Annotated in this window: 21 protein-coding genes; 8 read left to right on the top strand and 13 right to left on the bottom strand. The window is 62.5% G+C overall.

The annotated features are described in order from the left end of the window. On the bottom strand, nucleotides 1–471 hold the full coding sequence (locus VGO12_RS10025; protein WP_327512593.1) for a GNAT family N-acetyltransferase: 471 nt from the start codon (nucleotides 469–471) through the stop codon (nucleotides 1–3). 229 nt (nucleotides 472–700) lie between these two features. Between VGO12_RS10025 and VGO12_RS10020 the strand changes: the two genes are divergently transcribed. Beyond that, complete coding sequence (locus VGO12_RS10020; RefSeq protein WP_327512592.1) at nucleotides 701–1,108, top strand: hypothetical protein; 408 nt, start codon at nucleotides 701–703, stop codon at nucleotides 1,106–1,108. A 4-nt stretch (nucleotides 1,109–1,112) separates the two neighbouring features. Here VGO12_RS10020 and VGO12_RS10015 read toward each other — a convergent pair whose 3' ends face one another. Both VGO12_RS10015 and VGO12_RS10010 read right to left on the bottom strand, forming a co-directional pair. After that, on the bottom strand, nucleotides 1,113–2,027 hold the full coding sequence (locus tag VGO12_RS10015) for an NAD-dependent epimerase/dehydratase family protein (RefSeq protein ID WP_327512591.1): 915 nt from the start codon (nucleotides 2,025–2,027) through the stop codon (nucleotides 1,113–1,115). Nucleotides 2,028–2,244: 217 nt separating this feature from the next. After that, nucleotides 2,245–3,384, bottom strand: coding sequence for a DUF2336 domain-containing protein (locus VGO12_RS10010; RefSeq protein ID WP_327512590.1), 1,140 nt, complete (start codon nucleotides 3,382–3,384; stop codon nucleotides 2,245–2,247). 75 nt (nucleotides 3,385–3,459) lie between these two features. Here VGO12_RS10010 and VGO12_RS10005 point away from each other — a divergent pair, with 75 nt between their 5' ends. Next, entirely contained in the window at nucleotides 3,460–4,158 is a 699-nt protein-coding gene (locus VGO12_RS10005) for an aldolase (protein WP_327512589.1), read from the top strand. A gap of 19 nt (nucleotides 4,159–4,177) precedes the next feature. Here the strand turns inward: VGO12_RS10005 and VGO12_RS10000 are convergent, their stop codons facing one another. Both VGO12_RS10000 and VGO12_RS09995 read right to left on the bottom strand, forming a co-directional pair. Beyond that, the gene (locus VGO12_RS10000) at nucleotides 4,178–4,780 is read right to left on the bottom strand and encodes a flavin reductase family protein (RefSeq protein ID WP_327512588.1); all 603 of its coding nucleotides are present in this window, start codon (nucleotides 4,778–4,780) and stop codon (nucleotides 4,178–4,180) included. Beyond that, nucleotides 4,780–5,364 (bottom strand): nitroreductase, encoded by a 585-nt coding sequence (locus VGO12_RS09995; RefSeq protein ID WP_327512587.1) that lies wholly within the window; start codon nucleotides 5,362–5,364, stop codon nucleotides 4,780–4,782. The genes VGO12_RS10000 and VGO12_RS09995 overlap by 1 nt, the downstream gene beginning before the upstream one ends. Before the next feature lie 100 nt (nucleotides 5,365–5,464). Here VGO12_RS09995 and VGO12_RS09990 point away from each other — a divergent pair, with 100 nt between their 5' ends. Then, nucleotides 5,465–6,475, top strand: a complete 1,011-nt coding sequence (locus tag VGO12_RS09990; protein WP_327512586.1) for a hypothetical protein — start codon at nucleotides 5,465–5,467, stop codon at nucleotides 6,473–6,475. A 34-nt stretch (nucleotides 6,476–6,509) separates the two neighbouring features. Here VGO12_RS09990 and VGO12_RS09985 read toward each other — a convergent pair whose 3' ends face one another. The 6 genes from VGO12_RS09985 to VGO12_RS09960 form a co-directional block, all read right to left on the bottom strand. Further along, nucleotides 6,510–7,349, bottom strand: a complete 840-nt coding sequence (locus tag VGO12_RS09985; RefSeq protein WP_327512585.1) for a lysophospholipid acyltransferase family protein — start codon at nucleotides 7,347–7,349, stop codon at nucleotides 6,510–6,512. 79 nt (nucleotides 7,350–7,428) lie between these two features. Then, nucleotides 7,429–9,411 (bottom strand): threonine--tRNA ligase, encoded by a 1,983-nt coding sequence (gene thrS / locus VGO12_RS09980; protein ID WP_327512584.1) that lies wholly within the window; start codon nucleotides 9,409–9,411, stop codon nucleotides 7,429–7,431. A gap of 227 nt (nucleotides 9,412–9,638) precedes the next feature. Continuing rightward, a complete protein-coding gene (locus VGO12_RS09975; protein ID WP_327512583.1) occupies nucleotides 9,639–10,178 on the bottom strand; it encodes a DUF1697 domain-containing protein in 540 nt (179 codons plus the stop codon). A 25-nt stretch (nucleotides 10,179–10,203) separates the two neighbouring features. Beyond that, on the bottom strand, nucleotides 10,204–10,632 hold the full coding sequence (locus VGO12_RS09970; protein WP_327512629.1) for a DUF2267 domain-containing protein: 429 nt from the start codon (nucleotides 10,630–10,632) through the stop codon (nucleotides 10,204–10,206). Next, on the bottom strand, nucleotides 10,629–11,015 hold the full coding sequence (gene yidD / locus VGO12_RS09965) for a membrane protein insertion efficiency factor YidD (RefSeq protein ID WP_327512582.1): 387 nt from the start codon (nucleotides 11,013–11,015) through the stop codon (nucleotides 10,629–10,631). The genes VGO12_RS09970 and yidD overlap by 4 nt, the downstream gene beginning before the upstream one ends. A 1-nt stretch (nucleotide 11,016) precedes the next feature. After that, complete coding sequence (locus VGO12_RS09960) at nucleotides 11,017–11,463, bottom strand: iron-sulfur cluster assembly scaffold protein (RefSeq protein ID WP_327512581.1); 447 nt, start codon at nucleotides 11,461–11,463, stop codon at nucleotides 11,017–11,019. Nucleotides 11,464–11,803: 340 nt separating this feature from the next. Between VGO12_RS09960 and folE the strand changes: the two genes are divergently transcribed. The 3 genes from folE (at nucleotide 11,804) to VGO12_RS09945 (ending at nucleotide 14,255) form a co-directional block, all read left to right on the top strand. After that, entirely contained in the window at nucleotides 11,804–12,421 is a 618-nt protein-coding gene (gene folE / locus VGO12_RS09955; protein ID WP_327512580.1) for a GTP cyclohydrolase I FolE, read from the top strand. 24 nt (nucleotides 12,422–12,445) lie between these two features. Beyond that, nucleotides 12,446–12,898: a phosphoribosyl-AMP cyclohydrolase gene (gene hisI, locus VGO12_RS09950; protein WP_327512579.1), complete on the top strand. Its 453-nt coding sequence runs from the start codon at nucleotides 12,446–12,448 to the stop codon at nucleotides 12,896–12,898. A 397-nt stretch (nucleotides 12,899–13,295) separates the two neighbouring features. After that, the gene (locus VGO12_RS09945) at nucleotides 13,296–14,255 is read left to right on the top strand and encodes a patatin-like phospholipase family protein (protein WP_327512578.1); all 960 of its coding nucleotides are present in this window, start codon (nucleotides 13,296–13,298) and stop codon (nucleotides 14,253–14,255) included. Between the two features lie 249 nt (nucleotides 14,256–14,504). Here the strand turns inward: VGO12_RS09945 and VGO12_RS09940 are convergent, their stop codons facing one another. Further along, nucleotides 14,505–14,933, bottom strand: coding sequence for a CBS domain-containing protein (locus tag VGO12_RS09940; RefSeq protein WP_327512577.1), 429 nt, complete (start codon nucleotides 14,931–14,933; stop codon nucleotides 14,505–14,507). A gap of 265 nt (nucleotides 14,934–15,198) precedes the next feature. After that, entirely contained in the window at nucleotides 15,199–15,930 is a 732-nt protein-coding gene (locus tag VGO12_RS09935; protein WP_327512576.1) for a rhomboid family intramembrane serine protease, read from the bottom strand. Nucleotides 15,931–16,291: 361 nt separating this feature from the next. On the opposite strand from VGO12_RS09935, the gene VGO12_RS09930 reads away from it, so the two are divergent. After that, the gene (locus VGO12_RS09930; RefSeq protein WP_327512575.1) at nucleotides 16,292–16,921 is read left to right on the top strand and encodes a PAS domain-containing protein; all 630 of its coding nucleotides are present in this window, start codon (nucleotides 16,292–16,294) and stop codon (nucleotides 16,919–16,921) included. Nucleotides 16,922–17,027: 106 nt separating this feature from the next. Next, a complete protein-coding gene (locus tag VGO12_RS09925; RefSeq protein ID WP_327512574.1) occupies nucleotides 17,028–17,636 on the top strand; it encodes a PilZ domain-containing protein in 609 nt (202 codons plus the stop codon). The last annotated feature ends 11 nt before the right edge of the window (nucleotides 17,637–17,647 follow it).

Below are 17,647 nucleotides of genomic sequence, written 5' to 3'. Positions count from 1 at the left end.
TTACGCCGATGCGCGAATGGCCTTCTCCATGAAAAGGCTGAGCGGGTCGGGCTGGTAGCTGCCGAACGGCGGCCGCTCGACATATCCGGCCCTCCTGTAGAGCCCGATCGCTTCCGGTTGATAGATGCCGGTTTCAAGGCGAACGGCCTGACACCCAAGCTGCCTTGCCCGCGCCTCCAGCGCCTCGAGCAACAGCTTTCCAACCTTCAGCCCCCTCGCCTCCGGATCGACGAACATGCGCTTGATCTCGGCGGTTCCGTCGCCCGCCTCCACCAGGGCGCAACAACCGACCACGTCGTCGTCGCGTCGCGCCACAAAGAACGACACCTCGGGCTGTTCCAGGCTCGCCAGGTCGACCATGTGGTTGCTTTCGGCCGGATAGAGCGAGGCGGCATAGGCGTCGGACAGTTCCAGCAGGCGAATGACGGCGGTTTGGCTGGGCGGTTCCAGGCTTATGGTGACGGCGGGCACTCGAATGTCCTTCTCGGTTCAGGCGTTTGCGGGCCGGAGACTATCGGTAGCGCAACGTCTGACCAATACGTCAAATGACGCAACGTTGATGCAATGCAACGCCGTCACATCGATCTTCACGATATCCGCACACGATCTTCATCGTCGTCTGCCACTTCGCCCTAATTTCGGAAGAATCACACAGGCATAGGTTGCCAGTGCCACAAGCTCGATCGCGCAGAGGATCACCATGAAAGCGGCAATGATTGTCATGACCATTCTCGGTTGCGACCACGATGTGAACCAATGCCAGTATATCTCGACCGTCAACGGCAGTTGGCCATCGATTGCGCAGTGCGACACAGCCTCGCACGGCCAACTGCCGAGATTCTCGAATGCCAACTACCCGGTCGTGGTGGCGGTCTGTGAAAGCTCCGCACCGGCGGACCTCGCCGTGACCGCACCGCCGCCGGCCGGTTCGCAGGCGATCCAGGCGCCCGAGCAGGCACCGGAGCCAGAGCCGAACCTGCCAAAGCGGACGATGGCATTCCTGTCGGGCGCAATTCCCGATCGCGAGAAGCTCAAAACCATCGTCACCGCGCCGGTGCATTACATCGAAGACGGTTATTCCTGGGTGGCACGACGGTTCACGGACTGAGGCGTCACACGAGACCGGCGGCAATCAGGCTTTCGGCGCTCGCCTTGATTGCGGCTTCCTCCGATCTGGGTACCCAGCCCAGAATGCGACGAGCCTTGGCGTTGGAGATCGCGGAATCCCGGCCAAGCTCCCGAACGATCAGACGCAGCCCGGGATCGAAACGCGCAGCGATCGCAGCGAGCCAGTTCGGCAGAATGAACCTAGGCAGTTTTCCGGCATAGGCCGGGAAGTCCCTGCGCAACACGGCCGAGATCTCGGCAAGTGACATCGCCGCTCCACCGATCAGAAATCGCTCGCCTGCCGCCTCTGCGACGGTCATGGCGCTGAGATGGGCGTCTGCGACATCGCGCACATCAGCAACGGGAATGCTGTATTTCGGCAAAGCCGGATATTTGCCGCGCAGGAGATTGCGCACCACGCCAACCGAGGTTCCGACGTCACCGCCGAGCAGCGGACCGAGAATCATGCCGGGATTGATCACGGCCAGCTCGAGCCCGCTTTCGCGTGCGAAATCCCATGCAGCGCGTTCGGCCAAGGTCTTGGAGCGGTAATAGGGCGTGGACAGTGGCGAACCCGGATCGCTCCAGTTTTCCTCGGTGAACGGTGCGATGCCGTCGCCATAGATCACGGCTGCGACCGAGGACGTCAACACGACCCGGCGAACGGCCGCGGCGCGCGCCGCCTTCAACACCCGCAGCGTCCCGTTTCGTGCCGGCTCGATGAGGTCGGCTTCCTCACGCGGCAGGCTTGCCGGAAAGGGTGATGCCGTGTGCATGACATAGGCTGCGCCGGAAAGCGCCTCTGCCCAGCCCTCGTCGCGAAGGAGATCGGCGACCGTGAATGCCAACTGGCCGGCCTCTGTTCCACCGGCTCCGCGGATCGCTTGCTCGATCTCGTGTGTGCGCACCAGCGAACGCACGGTGCCGCGCACATCCTAGCCATGTCGCAGCAGCGTGACGGCGACGTGTCGTGCGACAAAGCCGCCGATACCGGTGACGAGGACAATGTCAGGTCATTTGGACTTCATGCGTTCACGCTCTCACTCGCCGAGCTCGCTCTCTGCACCGCCGCAACGAAGCCGACTACGTCTCGCGACGTCGGCAACAACCTCGGCGGTTCCGGCTCCGGCGCGTCGACTATGCCGCCTGCCGTGCGGCCAGCTGAGCATAGTCGCGGGCCGACTGCCGCTGTTCGGCGAAGGCCAATCGCTCGAGTATTTCGGCCATGGCATTGCACGCTGGCGACGGTGTCTTCTGGTTGCGCAGGCTTGCAAGGAGCGCGGCGCAGACGGAGGCCCGGCAATCGTCCGTGCCCGACGTCCCGCCCTTGCGCCAGAGCAGGACCGCCTCGGCGAAAGCTTCGCTGACGTCGCGCCCGAGGCCGGCACTCTCGAACAGGGCGCGGATGGAATGGATGCGCCCACCCGACAGGATCGAGCGAACCCGCTTCTCGGTGACGCCGGAGAGATCGACGATGGCCGCCGAGAAAAACTCGGCTCGGCCGGTAACTAGCGAATGCAACAGGAACGCCGGCGTCAGGCGACCGGTATCGCGCAGATGGGCGACAAGGCCGGGCAACTCGTCAACGGACACCGCACCGGCCATGCCGATGGCGGCAACGTCGCAGGCTTCCCGTGTGATGCGTTCGACCCGACTTGTGCCGATCGCCCTCTGCACGAGGCCGAAGGCGGAAAGGGCTGCCCCCACCTCTTCGACAAGCGCGTGCCGCGCCTCGCTCGGCAGATCGGTACGGTCGAGCAGGAGATCGCGGACCGTTGCGGAGGAGCCGAGACGGTCGGCGATGCGCTTCAGCGACCGGCGCGACAGCTGGGCGCCGGCGTTTTCAAGCAGGATCAGGACCTCTTCCTCGCCGCCGATTTCAGCGATTGCGGCGGCGACCGCGCGCGAAACGAATGCGCGCGCGGCAATCAGCGCGCGGGTCTCGAGCGTGCCACGCGCGGCAAGGTCGACCAGGTCGTCATCGGTGAGGACAGGTGAACGCGAAATGACAAGATAGGCGATTTCCGGCTGATCGCCGGCAAGGCCGAGGATGATGGCGCGCGGGACGGACGAGCTGCCTGAGAGCGCTTCGGCGAGCGCCTGGCGCACCTTCGGCGAAGGATCGTCCAGAAGGAAGGTCATCGCCATTTCGGCGGCGCGGCGATCGAGACCGTTCATCTGGGCATCGACATAGGCGCGACCGAGCGCATTTGCAGCTCGCATGCGTTCGCCCGTTCTCGCCGTTTCCACCCAGCGAAGAAATGCTTGTATGATCACCTACGCCCCACTAGACCACGCCAATGCCCACCGATGTTCAGAGCCTAGCGGGCAAAGGTTTAAGATTGGTTCACCATGTCTGTTAACCGCCTCCAAACCAAGATGCCGATGCTGGCGATCGATGGCCCGCCTGTCGGTCTCGAGACGTTTTCTCGCGCATCCTTGGCCGGTGTGATCCTCGACATCGGCAACAGTGCCGGGACAGCGCTTGAAATCACCCCGCGGCATGACCGGGATCTTGCGCTCTTTGCGCGTGTCGAGCCGGTCAAAAAGGTCACGGAAGAGACGCTGAACCGCCTGCTTGAAACAGGAACCAGCGGCATCGTGCTGTCGTCCTGCCGGGGCCGCGCCGACATTCAAGAGTTGGACGTGATGCTGCAGGTCGCAGAGGCAGCCCACGGCCTGCCTTCCGGTTGCACCCGCATTCTGGCGGAATTTGGCGGGTCGCCGGAAGGTATTTCGGCGCCGCATCCGCTCACCGGCTCATCGACGCGGCTTGCAGGTCTGATCTTCAACGGCGAAGCGCTGGCTGAGGCAGTCGGCTGCAAAATGCCGTCCAATGCCGCGTTCCATCGCGTCGCAGCGCCTGTTCTCGCCGGCCGGGCGAGCGTCGTCCTCAAGGCGGCCGCAGCCGGTATTCCTGCCTATGAGGTCCTGACTGCCGGCAACAATGAAGCCGCAACGACCTGGGCACTGTCGACGGCCCGGGACAATGGCTTTGCCTCGGTCATCTGCCGTTCGGTCGAGCAGGCCCTTTTCGTAAGTCGTGCGTGACGTGGCGCCGTAGCCTAGCTCAGCGCGTCGGGCGGATCATCTGGAAGACATCGCCGCCGTCGCAGTAATCCATGTAGCCGAGACGGGCGAGCGGCTTGACCGTTTCCATGTCGAAGCGGCCGTCGCGGATGGCTTCCTCGCGGATATGAATTCCGACAACCTCACCGATGACGACATAATTGTCCGACGCTTCGCCGTCCAAACCCTTTGGTTGAAAAAGCTCGGTCATCCGGCATTCGAGCGCCGCAAAGGCTTCGCCGACGAAGGGCGCCTGCACCAGCGTGCCCTCGACCGGCGTCAGCCCCGCGATCGCGAACTCGCTGTCGCCATGGGGCGCGGCAATGGAGGTCTTGTTGATGGCATCCGCCAGATTGCGGCTGGCGAAGCTGGCGGTGAACGCACCGGTCGCCTCGATGTTGCGAACCGAATCCTTGTAGCCGCTCGACGAAAACATCACGAGTTTCGGACGGTCGCTGATGGCATTGAAGAAGGAATAGGGCGCAAGGTTCAGCGAGCCGTCCGAGGCGCGCGTGCCGATCCATCCGATCGGCCGCGGCGAGACGATGGCCTTGAACGGGTCATGCGGCAAGCCGTGACCATTTGAGGCCGTATCGTAAAACATCAGGCGCCCTCGCCGACCCAGGTGACGATCTCATGCAGTTCGGGCCGCGGCCGCTCCGTCGGCGGGACCATCGCGGTGCCAATGTGGATGAAGCCGGCGACCTTCTCGCCGGGATTGACGCCCAGCAGCGGATAGGCGCGCTCGTCGAAGGCATACCACTCCGTCAGCCAGTTGGAGGCATAGCCAAGCGCGTTGGCGGCCATCAGCAGGTTGAGGCAGACGGCACCGGCCGACATCACCTGCTCCCATTCCGGGATCTTGAAGTGCGGCGCAGCCGTGCTGACGACGGCAACGACAACCGGCGCACGCGACAGGCGGGTTTCCTCGACCTTGATCATTACTTCGGAAAGGTCAGGCTTCACTTCCAGCGCCATCGCCTTCAATTTGGCGCTGATGCGCACCCTCTCCTCGCCGCGATAGACGATGAAGCGCCAGGGCGCGAGCTTGCCGTGGTCGGGCACGCGCGAGGCGAGCTTCAGCATCTCCTCGACCTCCGCCTTGCCGGGACCGGGTTCTCCCATCTGGAAAGCGGGGATGGAGCGGCGGGACGTCAGGTAATCCACAAGCTTAATTTCGGTTTTCATGTCCGATGAATTCCACTAATTTGCCGCCCCACAGGCAGCCACGAAAATGCCATATCGGCGTCCCAAGTGGAGTCACTCAGTCAGGAAGTCAACTGTTCTCATGCGTCGGTGCTCTCGTATTTTCCTCAGAACCGGTCTCGCGATGCTTGTCGCCACCGTTGCTGCGGGGGGTGTGCGCGCCGAGGACGCCACCCAGGCGTTCGAGAGCTTTCCGTCGATTGCCGGTCCGCGCAAGATGCCGAAGCTGACGGGCTTCAGCCCGATGACGTCGGACCCACTCGCCGACGGCACCCTGAAGGACATCAAGCTCGAGGCTTTGCTTGTCGAAAAAGGCGGTCCTGTCGAGGCGGGCCTCACCTGGCGCGTGTTCAGCCCGATCCCGGGAAGCGACGGAAAGCTGCCGCTGCTTGCAACGTCCGAAGGCGGCTCGACCGCCTTCAACCTCGTGCCCGGCGACTATTTCGTCAACGTGTCCTTCGGACGCGCGTCGGCGACGCGCAAGATCCGCATTCCCGAAGAAGGCACGCTCGACAAGCAGGTCCTGGTCCTTGACGCCGGCGGCATCAAGCTGAATGCCGTTTCCGGTACCGATGTGCGCATTCCGCCTGCCGAGCTCAGCTTTTCGGTCTATTCGGCCGACACCAAGAGCGACGGCGAACGGGCGTTGATCATGTCGGATGTCAAACCGAACACGGTGGTCCGGCTGGGCGCAGGCACCTATCACGTGACCTCCAGCTACGGATCCACCAATGCGTCGACCGCCGCCGACATACAGGTCGAAGCCGGCAAGCTGACGGAAGCGACGATCCAGCACCGCGCCGCCAAGTTGACGCTGAAGCTTGTCTCCGAGCCCGGCGGCGAGGCCATTGCCAACACCGCCTGGACGATCCTGACGTCTGCCGGCGATACGGTGGACGAAGAAAACGGTGCCTTCCCGACACTGGTGCTGCTCGAGGGCAGCTACTCGGCCGTGGCACGTTACAAGGACAAGATCTACGAGCGCGACTTCACCGTGAAGGCCGGCGTCAACACCGATGTCGAGGTTCTTCTCAGCAGCGGCGGCAACGCCGCCAACCCGAACCCGGGCGCGATCTCCGACGCGGCCGACTAGGCGACTTTCCCAGCGGCAACCAATTGACTTAGCGTCAGCCTGCCCGCTTCAGGAACCGCCGGCGCGGCGGCGCCATGGAAAAGACGGCATCGTAGATGCGCGCCAGAAGATCCTTGCGGTCGCCACAGACGCCAAGATCTTCCGGTGTCAGAACCCGGCCGATACGGGCGGCGATCGTGGTGCCGGAGAGGCGGCGGAATTCGCGGATCAGCAGCGACAGTCTCAGCGTCAGCGAGATCTTGCTTGCCAGATGGAACATCGGACCGTTCTGCCCCTCGAAATAGATCGGGATGACGCTCGCGCGGGCTGCCTGGATCAGCTTTGCCGGAAAGATCTTCCACGGCAGATCTTGCGCCCGACCAAAACCCTTGGGCGCCGTCGCGACGCCACCGGCCGGGAAGATCACGATGGTGACGCCTTCCTTCAGTAGCCGCAGGGCCTCGTGGCGCGTCGCCATGTTGACGGCCAGCGCCTCCTTGGTCTCCTCGAACGAGACCGGCAAGGAGTAAGGCGCCATTTCCGGCACCTTCAGAAGCTCGTTGTTGATGAGGACGCGGAACGGACGGCCGAGCTGTTCGGCAAGCGCCAGCACGGCGATGCCGTCACCGATGCCGAAAGGATGATTGGCGATGATGACGATCGGCGTGTCGGGCAGCTGCCGTGGTGGCCATTCGCCCTGGGTCCGCAGCTTGACATCGATCAGTTGCAGCATCTCGCCGAAGATCCGGTCGCTCTTGCCGACGATCTCGGACCGCCAGCGCGTGTATAGCTTGGCGTAGCGGTTGCGGCCCGACAGGCCTTCGATGGAGCGAATGAACCAGCGCTTGAGGCGCCGGTCGTTTTCGTTGGCGTAGGACAGCTCTTTGAACTGCACGGAAATCTCCGATGGATGCGATCTTATCCGGATATTCCGCTAATATGACAGTTTGCTGACAAAGCAAACGCCCGGGGGATCAACCCCGGGCTTTCTTTTCCAGCTTGCGCTTCAGATCCGGCGCCATCGCCTCAAGCGCGAGCGAGGCAATCGCCTCGTCGAGCGACATCGCGGTCTGGGCCTGCGAGCCGAGACGGCGGATGTTGACCGAACGCTCTTCGGCTTCGCGCTTGCCGCAGACGACGATGACCGGCACCTTGGTCACCGAGTGCTCGCGGACCTTGTAGTTGATCTTCTCGTTGCGGAAGTCCGTCTCGACGGTCAGGCCCGCATCGCGCAGAAGTTCGGCGACCTCGCGGCCGTAGTCATCGGCCTCAGACGTGATCGTCGCGACCACGACCTGCAGCGGCGATACCCAGAGCGGCATGTGGCCGGCGAAGTTCTCGATCAGGATGCCGAGGAAGCGTTCCATCGAGCCACAGATGGCGCGGTGGATCATCACCGGCTGGCGCTTTTCCGATTCCTTGTCGATGTAGAAGGCGCCGAAGCGTTCCGGCAAGTTGAAGTCGACCTGGGTCGTGCCGCACTGCCATTCGCGACCGATCGCGTCCTTCAGCGTGTATTCGAACTTCGGACCATAGAAGGCGCCCTCGCCCGGCAGGATGCCGGTCTTTATGCGGCCTTCCGACTGCGCCTCGATCGTCTTCAGCACATCCGTCATCACGCTTTCGGCGCGATCCCAGAGCTCGTCGGAACCGACACGCTTGTCGGGACGGGTGGAAAGCTTGACCACCACTTCCTTGAAGCCGAAGTCTTCGTAGACCGACAGGATCAGGTCGTTGATGCGCAGGCACTCTTCCGCCATCTGCTCGTCGGTGCAGAAGACGTGCGCGTCGTCCTGGGTAAAGCCGCGCACGCGCATCAGGCCATGCAGGGCGCCCGACGGTTCGTAGCGATGAACGTTGCCGAATTCGGCGAGACGCACCGGCAGCTCGCGGTAGGACTTCAGGCCGTGCTTGAAGATCTGGATATGGCCCGGGCAGTTCATCGGCTTCAGCGCGAAGACGCGCTCGTCGTCGGTTTCGTCACCGGCAACCGTCACCTTGAACATGTTGTCGCGGTACCAGCCCCAGTGGCCCGAGGTTTCCCAGAGCGACTTGTCGAGCACCTGCGGCGCATTGACTTCCTGGTAGGTGTTGGCGAGCCGGCGGCGCATGTATGCGACCAGCGTCTGGAACATGCGCCAGCCCTTGCCGTGCCAGAAGACGACGCCGGGGCCCTCTTCCTGGAAATGGAACAGGTCCATTTCGCGGCCGAGGCGGCGATGGTCGCGCTTTTCGGCTTCGGCCAGCACGTGCAGGTACTGGTCAAGCTCTTCCTGGCTGTGCCAGGCGGTACCGTAGATGCGGGTCAGCATCGCGTTGTTGCTGTCGCCGCGCCAATAGGCGCCGGCCACCTTCATCAGCTTGAAGGCGGTGCCGATCTGGCCGGTGGAGGCCAGGTGCGGGCCGCGGCAGAGGTCGAACCAGTCACCCTGGTAGTAGATCTTGAGATCCTGCCCCTCGGGGATCGCATCGACGAGCTCGACCTTGTAGGCCTCGCCCTTGTCGGCAAAGACCTGGCGGGCCTTTTCGCGAGACCAGACTTCCTTGGTAAAAGGCTTGTTGCGGGCGATGATTTCCTTCATCCGCTTTTCGATCAGCGGCAGGTCATCGGGCGTGAAGGGCTCGTTCTTCGCAAAGTCGTAGTAGAAGCCATTGTCGATGACCGGGCCGATGGTCACCTGCGTTCCCGGCCACAGCTCCTGCACGGCCTCCGCCATCACGTGCGCGGCATCGTGGCGGATGAGCTCGAGCGAGCGCTTGTCGTCTCGCACGACGATCTCGATACGGCCTGACGTCACCGGATCGGAAAGATCACGCAGCTCGCCATCGAGCGCAATCGCGACAGCCTTCTTGGCAAGCGACTTCGAGATTGCCTCGGCCACGTCGCGGCCGGTCGATCCCGCGGGATAGTCGCGGACCGAGCCATCAGGAAAAGTAAGGGAAACAGGATTCGACATGTTGATCTCCTATCCAGTCCCGCCAACGAATGCGGGTGGTATGGTTGGCGGCAGAGCCGGTGAATGGAAGCTGGCCTGATAAAGGGTTTTCAAAAGCGAGTAAAGGTAAAGGCAACGCCGGCGCCAAAGCGCGTCGCGATCTTTCAGATTCGCTTCTCGCGCTTTAGGTCCCTGACGTTGCGCATGTCGTTATCGCAAAACCGCTGCACACTTTTGCGCGACGTGCATCAGCTGCGCAGCATGTCAGAGAGACCCTTGACGGTGTTCCAGTTGCGGAAGGTTCCGATACCGAGCCGCTTGGTCGTCATCGCACCGAGCAGCTTCGATTCGCTGGCCTTGCCCGGAAAATGCACCCAGAGATCGCCATCGACGATCGCGAGGCGTTCGCCGGCGACGCAGTAGCGCTGAAGCCCCACCAACGCCTCTTCGGCCAGTGGTTCGCGCATGACCCGGACATGGACCTGCGTTGCGTCCTTCTCGCCTTCGTCGTGAAACGGACTGGACGCCGCAAGCCTGAGCCAGCCAGCACCCGAGCGGACGATTATGTCGACGTGCCGGCCAAACGTCTGGGAAAATGCGGCTTCAAGCGGCATTTCGACGTCTCGGATGGACGTTTGTCCGGCATCGAACACCAGATTTCCGGTCGCAACCAGCGTTCGCGGCGAGCGGTAGCCCAGTCCCTCCGCCATCTGCTTCAGATCACGCATGACCACGCGCCGACCGGGGCCGAGGACGATGCTGTAGAGCAAGGCGACGTAGCTGTTCATCTATTTTCCGCTCATTTCCTTCGGCTCAGGCGCGCCAGAAATCCGCTGCGCCTGCGGGCAACCGGGCAAGCACCCGGTCGAGTTTCTCCTCATCGACGTTTCGCCGCAAGGCGGCGGCAACGTCCGCAATGGCGCTGTCCGGCGAAACGTTGTGATCCGGACGCAGTTCCTGAACCTCCCGGGTCATCGCGATCCGGCCCGAAAACGGGCTCCTCGGCTCCTCGAGATCCCACTCTGCGACGAAGACGGCGCGCAGCACCGGCGGCAGAACATCGGCAAACAGGATGGCGTCCTCGAGATCGAGCCTCCGCCGGAAGGTCTGCAGCACCGCCTGGACCATGGTGTAGGCTTGGTTTGTCGTCTGCAGACCGGCGGTGTCGCGCGCATCGAGCATGAAGCGGTCGAAATCCTTCGATGCCTGGCGATACTCCATCGGCATGGTCATCGGTCTCATCCAGCCTTTGGCCGCGATCGCCAGTAGCGCCACGGCGCGTACCACGCCAGGCTGTCATCAAGGCGCTCGGGCACCGGATCAAAACCGTGGGTACCGCCGGGTCCGCACCGCGCGACCCGAAACAGCGTCATCCAGCCGCCGGCCCAGAGGCCGTGGCGTGCAATCGCCTCGTAGCCGAATTCCGAACAGGTCGGCAGGTGGCGGCATGCATTGCCGATGAAACTCGAAAGCGTGAGCTGGTAGGTGCGGATAAACGCCATGCCCAGCAACCGGCCCGGCGTCTTGCGAAAGGGACCCGACCAGTTGCGGCCACGGGGCGTTGAGCGTGCCTGATCAGTGAACGCATCGCGTCGCGTGTGCCGGCAGTCCGGCTCGCCGCACATCTCAGACCGCCGCAAGCAGTCGCTTCGCCTCGATCTGCTCGATGGCGTCGACGACCGCATCGAAGGTCAGCATCGTCGAGGCGTGACGCGCCTTGTAGTCCTTCACCGGACGCAGGAAGCGCATGTCCTCGAAGCGCCCCGAAGGCCCTTCGCCGTCGGCTTTCAACATGGCCAGCATGTCTTCGCGCGCCGTGCGGATTTCCTCAGCACTCGCGCCGACGACATGGCGCGCCATGATCGAGGACGAGGCCTGACCAAGGGCGCAGGCCTTCACGTCATGGGCAAAATCGGTGACCATGTCACCGTCCATCTTCAGCCAGATACGCACCTTAGATCCGCAGAGCTTGGAATGCGCCGTTGCGTCCGCATCGGCATCGCCAAGCGTCCCGATGCGAAGAATATTGCCTGCGAATTCAAGAATTCGGTTGTTGTAAATGTCATCGATCATTTGGCGCGATCCGGCTGATTTTTCGCGGTTTTGGGTGATCGACGCATGATTTTCTCCGGTAGGCAGGAAAAAAGCACGACGCGACACACTCCGCCTCTTTCATCTCTGTGGCACCATACTATATGCTATGTCGTATTGGGGCGACAGTTCCGCAAGAGGAACAATGTCGCCTGTTGTTTGGGAAACCGTGCCGGAAGGTCCAGTGCACTGTTAAGCCAGGACCCGAAAGCCCCGGAGCCCGCCGACGGAACCCAAGCCTGCAGGGTTAGGCGAATGGCCAGTGGCGAGTTGTCCGAAAGATAAAACGTCAAGCAATCCCGTATTGCTCAAAGAGGCCATTATGGACGCCATAGTGAAGAATTTTCCCGTGCTCGACGATGCGAGCGCCCGCCCGACCCAGAAGGAAGCCGAGGAAGCCGTGCGCGTTCTCTTGCGCTGGGCCGGTGAAGACCCGGAACGCGAAGGGCTTCTCGATACGCCTTCACGCGTCGCCAAATCCTATCGTGAACTCTTCAGCGGCTACGATCTGGCGCCGGAAGACGTGCTTGGCCGCACTTTCGAAGAGGTCGCCGGCTACGACGACATGGTGCTCGTCAAGGACATCCCCTTCTACTCGCATTGCGAACACCACATGGTGCCGATCATCGGCAAGGCGCATGTCGCCTACCTGCCGAACGGCCGCGTTCTCGGTCTTTCCAAGATTGCCCGCGTGGTCGACATCTACGGTCGCCGGCTGCAGACGCAGGAATCGATGACGGCGCAGATCGCGAGAGCCATCGACGAGTCGCTCGCACCGCGTGGCGTCGCGGTCATGATCGAGGCCGAGCATATGTGCATGGCTATGCGCGGCGTGCAGAAGCAAGGCTCGACAACGCTCACCACCACATTTACGGGTACGTTCCAGACGGAGCCGACCGAGCAGGCGCGGTTCATGACGATGATCAGGGGCTTCAAGTAAGGCTCCGACAGACGGAGCCTTAAGATGACGCTCACCTTCGACGCACCCTCCGCAAACAAGGCCGAACTGGAAACCGGTCCGGCCTTCACCCCCCGCTTCGATGAAAAAGGGCTGATCACCGCCATCGTCACCGACGTGCGGGATGGCGAACTGTTGATGGTCGCCCACATGAATGCCGAGGCTCTGGCGCTGACGATCGAGACGGGCGTCGCTCACTATTACAGCCGCTCGCGCAACAGCCTCTGGAAGAAGGGCGAAAGCTCCGGCAACCTGCAGACGGTGAAGGAGATCAGGACGGACTGCGACCAGGACGCCATCTGGCTGAAGGTGTCGGTCGCCGGCCATGACGCCACCTGCCACACGGGGCGCCGCTCCTGCTTTTATCGCACGGTCGATCTCAAGGACGGCGCAGCGGTGACCACGATCACCGACGATCACAGGCACTTCGATCCCGCCGAGGTCTATGATAAAAATTAAGCATCGCGCATCTTTTTGGCGCGAGTGCATGCTATATTTATTCTTTGGAAACCAACCGGGCGCCTAATTCCTTAAGCAAGGATATGGGCGCAAACAGGGAACGGAACCGTTCCAGACAGTATTGCACACTGTATCCAATGTTTATCGGTCACGCCGCAATCGGTGGCGAGATCGATGATATACCTTAAGAATGGTGCCAGTCTTTCAGCGAAATCAGACGAGGCCGGCACCGGCGCCGGCTTGGCGGGGCCTCCCCGGGACGCGCGCGAAATTGCATTCGTCCAGGATCGAATCTGGTCCTGGGTAGTTAAGTCAATGGTGAATTGCCACAGCGACCCTCGCCCATTTTCATCGATGTGTCGTGCTGCGGAGTATTCGGCGGTGTTGGAGGTGCCGGATGTTGAACTGGACATTTACGCGTAGCAACCAGATCACAGACCTGTCCGGACCGGACGGAACTTCGATTTCGACAACGCCGCCAGAACCTGCACCACCTCCGCAAAAACCGAAGATCGCTATCGCCCTGGGCGGCGGCGCTGCGCGCGGCTGGGCTCATATCGGGGTCTTGCGAGCGCTTGACGAGGAGGGCATCGAGGTCGGCATGATCGCCGGCACCTCGATCGGCGCGCTCGTCGGCGGCTGCTATCTCGCCGGCAAGCTCGACGAACTCGAGACCTTTGCCCGCTCGCTCACCGTCCGCCGCATCGCAGGACTGCTCGATTTCGCCATTGGCGGCGGCGGTCTCTTCGGTGGCCTCAGGCTGACCAAACGCATGCAGGAGCATCTGGAGGGGCTGAGCATCGAGAGCCTCGACAGGCCGTTCATCGCTGTTGCGACCGAAGTCCACAGCGGCCACGAGGTGTGGCTCGAAAAGGGATCGCTGATCACCGCGATCCGCGCCTCTTACGCGCTGCCGGGTATTTTCGAACCGGTCAAGGCGAACGGGCGCACGCTCATCGATGGCGCCCTCGTCAATCCGGTGCCGGTATCGGTCTGCCGCGCGCACGAACAGCAGCTCGTCGTCGCCGTCAATCTCAACTACGACCTCTACGGCCGCTCCGCCGTCGTCAAGCATAGCGCTGGCGCTGAATCCGTCGACGCCCCGGCGAAGGAACCGCACCATAATTCGCGTCTCGGAATGACGAGTGTCATGGTTCAGGCTTTCAACATCATCCAGGATCGCATTTCCCGCGCGCGGCTTGCCGGCGATCCGCCGGATCTCGCTTTGCACCCGAGGCTCAACGACATCGGCCTTTCGGAATTTCATCGCGCCGGAGAAGCCATCGATCGCGGCTATCTCGAGGCAAAGGCCAGGCTCCTGGAGATCCGCCGCATGCAGGACGCACTCCTTCGCTGAGCGCCGGTTCGCTCGCCCGAGCGCGTCGGATCCACGATCCTTTGCCAGCAAGCGGGGCCGCCGGACAAAGGCGCAAGCCGGAGTGCGAGAGGCGGCACACGCAAGGGCACCGCGCTCCACTTGCGCATCACCACAAGAAGCGCGCGGCAGCATGATGTTTGAACTGTTCAAGTGTTGCCCCTCCGATCGGCGAAGATCAAAGGAACATGCAGGGAGAGCAAGTGGGCGGCGCGCCGCCGCCCCTTTCCGTCAACCGGCGATATAGGCCTTGATCTGCTCGGTTTCGTGTTCGATTGCCCGAATGTGGTGCTTGATCACGTCACCGATCGAAACGATGCCGGCAAGCTGGCCGTTTCTTTCCACCGGCAGGTGGCGAGCGCGCAGCTTGCTCATCATTTCCATCAGGGTCTGGACCGACATATCCTCGGTGCAGCAATAGACATTCTGCCACATGGCGGCTGCGACCGGACGATCGAGACAGTCCGCTCCCTGCTTGGCGATCGCCGCGACGATATCGCGCTCGGTGAGGATGCCTGCGATCTGATCGTCCGCGTCAAGGATGACGACCGCACCGATATGATTGTCACGCAAGAGGATGGCAGCCTGCTGGACTGTCATCTGCGGGCCGACCGTCACGACATTGCGGCCCTTTTCATCGAGTATGGCTTTTACTGACATGCGCACATCTCCCGTTGCGACAACACCGGGTCGGCAGGGACAGGTCCGGCCGTCTCTCGTGCGGTACGGTCGGGCGATGGAACCTGTACCCTGGCCGCTGCCTGTTGCTCCGCCGCGTGCTCCTCAGACGCGGACGAAGCTGGGCAAACCCGGCCTACACGGGCCGCCACCCACCTTTCGACGACCGGCGACCGTAACAAATGGTGCGCCAGCGCCTGAGGGAAATCAAGCGGCTACAGCCGCCGTCCGTCGAACTTTCACACCATCAGTCGCGCGGATCGAAGAGGCTGAAAAGCAGAAAGCCGAACAAGAAACCACCGATATGCGCCTCCCATGCGACGCTACCTGCGCCACCGGGAATGAACATGCCGAGACCGATGAGAAAATTGGTGAGGAACCAGATGCCGCTGAAAACCACGACCGAACGGTTGGCAAGCGCTTCGCTGACCGTCAGCCGGCGGTTGAGGTGGGCGAACTGGCGACTGATACGGCCGCTCGGCGAAAAGACGAAGCGTGCCGCTGCGCCCATGAAGCCCGAGACCACGCCGGAAGCACCGACGACAACGATCATCTCACCCCAATGAAAGGCGGTATGAAGCGCAACGGCAGCCGCCGCCGACAGGCACCAGAACACCGCCAGCCGTGCCATTCCGATCCGCCGCACGACCGGCGCACCGAAAGCCACCATCCAGAAGATGTTGAAGATCAGATGCTCCCAGCTTCCATGCAGGAACGAATAGGTGACCGGGCTCCATAGCCAGGCCAGTCCCTGCTCCGCCAGCGGATGGTCGTAGCGCGCAGGCAGAAACGCAAAGTTGAAAATGATCTCCTGATCGATGGCCGGCGGCAGAACGTAGGTGCGCAGGACGTGGATCGCAATCAACAGCAGCAGGATAACAGTCAGCCCCGCCGGCAAGTTGAAGGCGGGCTCACGCGCCGGGCTGCTGGCGACATCGCGCTCCGCTTCCGGTGGCGTTGCCGTCTGATCTCGTTCCATAGTTGCTGCTCTCTTTTATCGACGCGCCCCACAATCCCTCGCGATCAAGGCGACGCCATGGCATCGCCGGATTGGGACCAGACTGGGGCGACCAGCCATAAGCAAACAAAAAAAGACCGTCCAGCGAAAACTGAACGGTCGCCAAGCTCAGATCCGAGCTCCAGTTCAAGTGCCGAAGACAACGCTTCGTGAAGTGATGCCTTCCTCTGCCAGTCGCAGCCTCGCGTTGCAACGGAAACCGTTTGTTAACCTTAATTTCGGGCTGGCACGGTTTTCGCTCCGTTACCGGGAAGACCACACTGCATGGCCGCAGCTGTACCGATCCGGGACAAACCGGCCGAAGACATGGAATGAATCGACAATGCGCAGCGACACCACGACGGAGCTATTCCGATACTGGAACACCATTCGCGGCAAACGCGAACTCCCCCGCCGAGACGAACTCGAGCCGGGCGACATTCGCGTGCTGTTGCCGAACCTCTTCATCCTCGAGCGCGACCGCGCGGCAGGCATTTCCTTTCGCCTGGCTGGAACGCAGATCTGCGCACTTTTCGGCCAGGAACTGCGCGGGCGGCAATTCGGCATGCTCTGGCTCGGGAGCCAGGCCGCAAAGACGCAGCGCATCACGGGCCTCGTCATGGCGCACCGGGTTCCCGTCGTGCTCTCGGCCAACGCCCGGACGGCCGATCATCGGGCGGTCGAGATTGAAACGCTGCTGCTGCCGCTTGCCTCAAGCGGGGGCGAAAGCGACCGGGTGCTTGGCGCCCTCTCCCCCCTCACCCGCCCGTACTGGTTGCATTCGACCGCGGTCGAATGTCTTGACGCCACGGGCATGAAAATCCTCGACCCCGACCGCAGCGCCGTTTTCCGCGACGAGCCCGCTGTGGCGCAGGCCGATCCCATGGCAAGGCCAAGCGCCGAAGGCGGCGGCTACAGCGCGGCCCGTCAGGTGCGCCACCTGCGCGTCCTTGAGGGTGGGCGCAGTCGCTGAGGCTCCGCTGTCCCGCAATCGCACTTGGGACCAACCGGAGGACGAACCATCTATTAACTTGAAGCGACTAAGCTCCGCCAGCCAAGCTCCGTCTGACAGAGAAATCATGTTTTCGTTCCAGCACGCACAGAATGCCGCCCCGAAACCGCACCACGAGGGTGCTTTCCAGCGCGTTTCCGTGAATCTTGCTGGGCGCCTGATGCTTGCCAACTACGATGAATTCGACTGCACCGCGATCGACATGTCGCCCGGCGACGTGTTGCTTTCGTCGCCTGCCCGCCCGCGGGCCGGCGAACGCATCATTGCCTATGTCGACCACGTCGGCCGGCTTGAAGGTACCGTTTCACGCATTGCCGAGGGCGCATTCGTCATCCAGCTGAACGCAACCGAACGCAAGCGCGAAAAGCTGGCGGCGCAGCTCACATGGATCGCCAACAAGCACGAACTCGGCCTTCCCGAAGACCGCCGCCACGACCGACTGGCGCCACGCAAGACCTCGACCGAACTGACGCTCGATACCGGCGAGAAGTTCCCCTGCCGGATCATCGACCTTTCGTTGTCTGGTGCAGCCGTCGACATCGAGAACCGGCCGCCGGTCGGCACCGCCATCCTTCTCGGCAGCATGAAGGGCCGGATCGTCCGCCACTTCCAGGAAGGCTGTGCCATCGAGTTCTCGGGTATCCAGTCGCGCGAAGCGTTGACCGAGTTTCTCTGAGATCCTGACCG

Origin of the sequence: Ensifer sp., from assembly GCF_035999135.1 — a bacterium.
Taxonomy (GTDB): Bacteria; Pseudomonadota; Alphaproteobacteria; order Rhizobiales; family Rhizobiaceae; genus Ensifer.
Note: the sequence above shows the minus strand (reverse complement) of the source record. Positions and strands in the feature narration are given on the sequence as shown.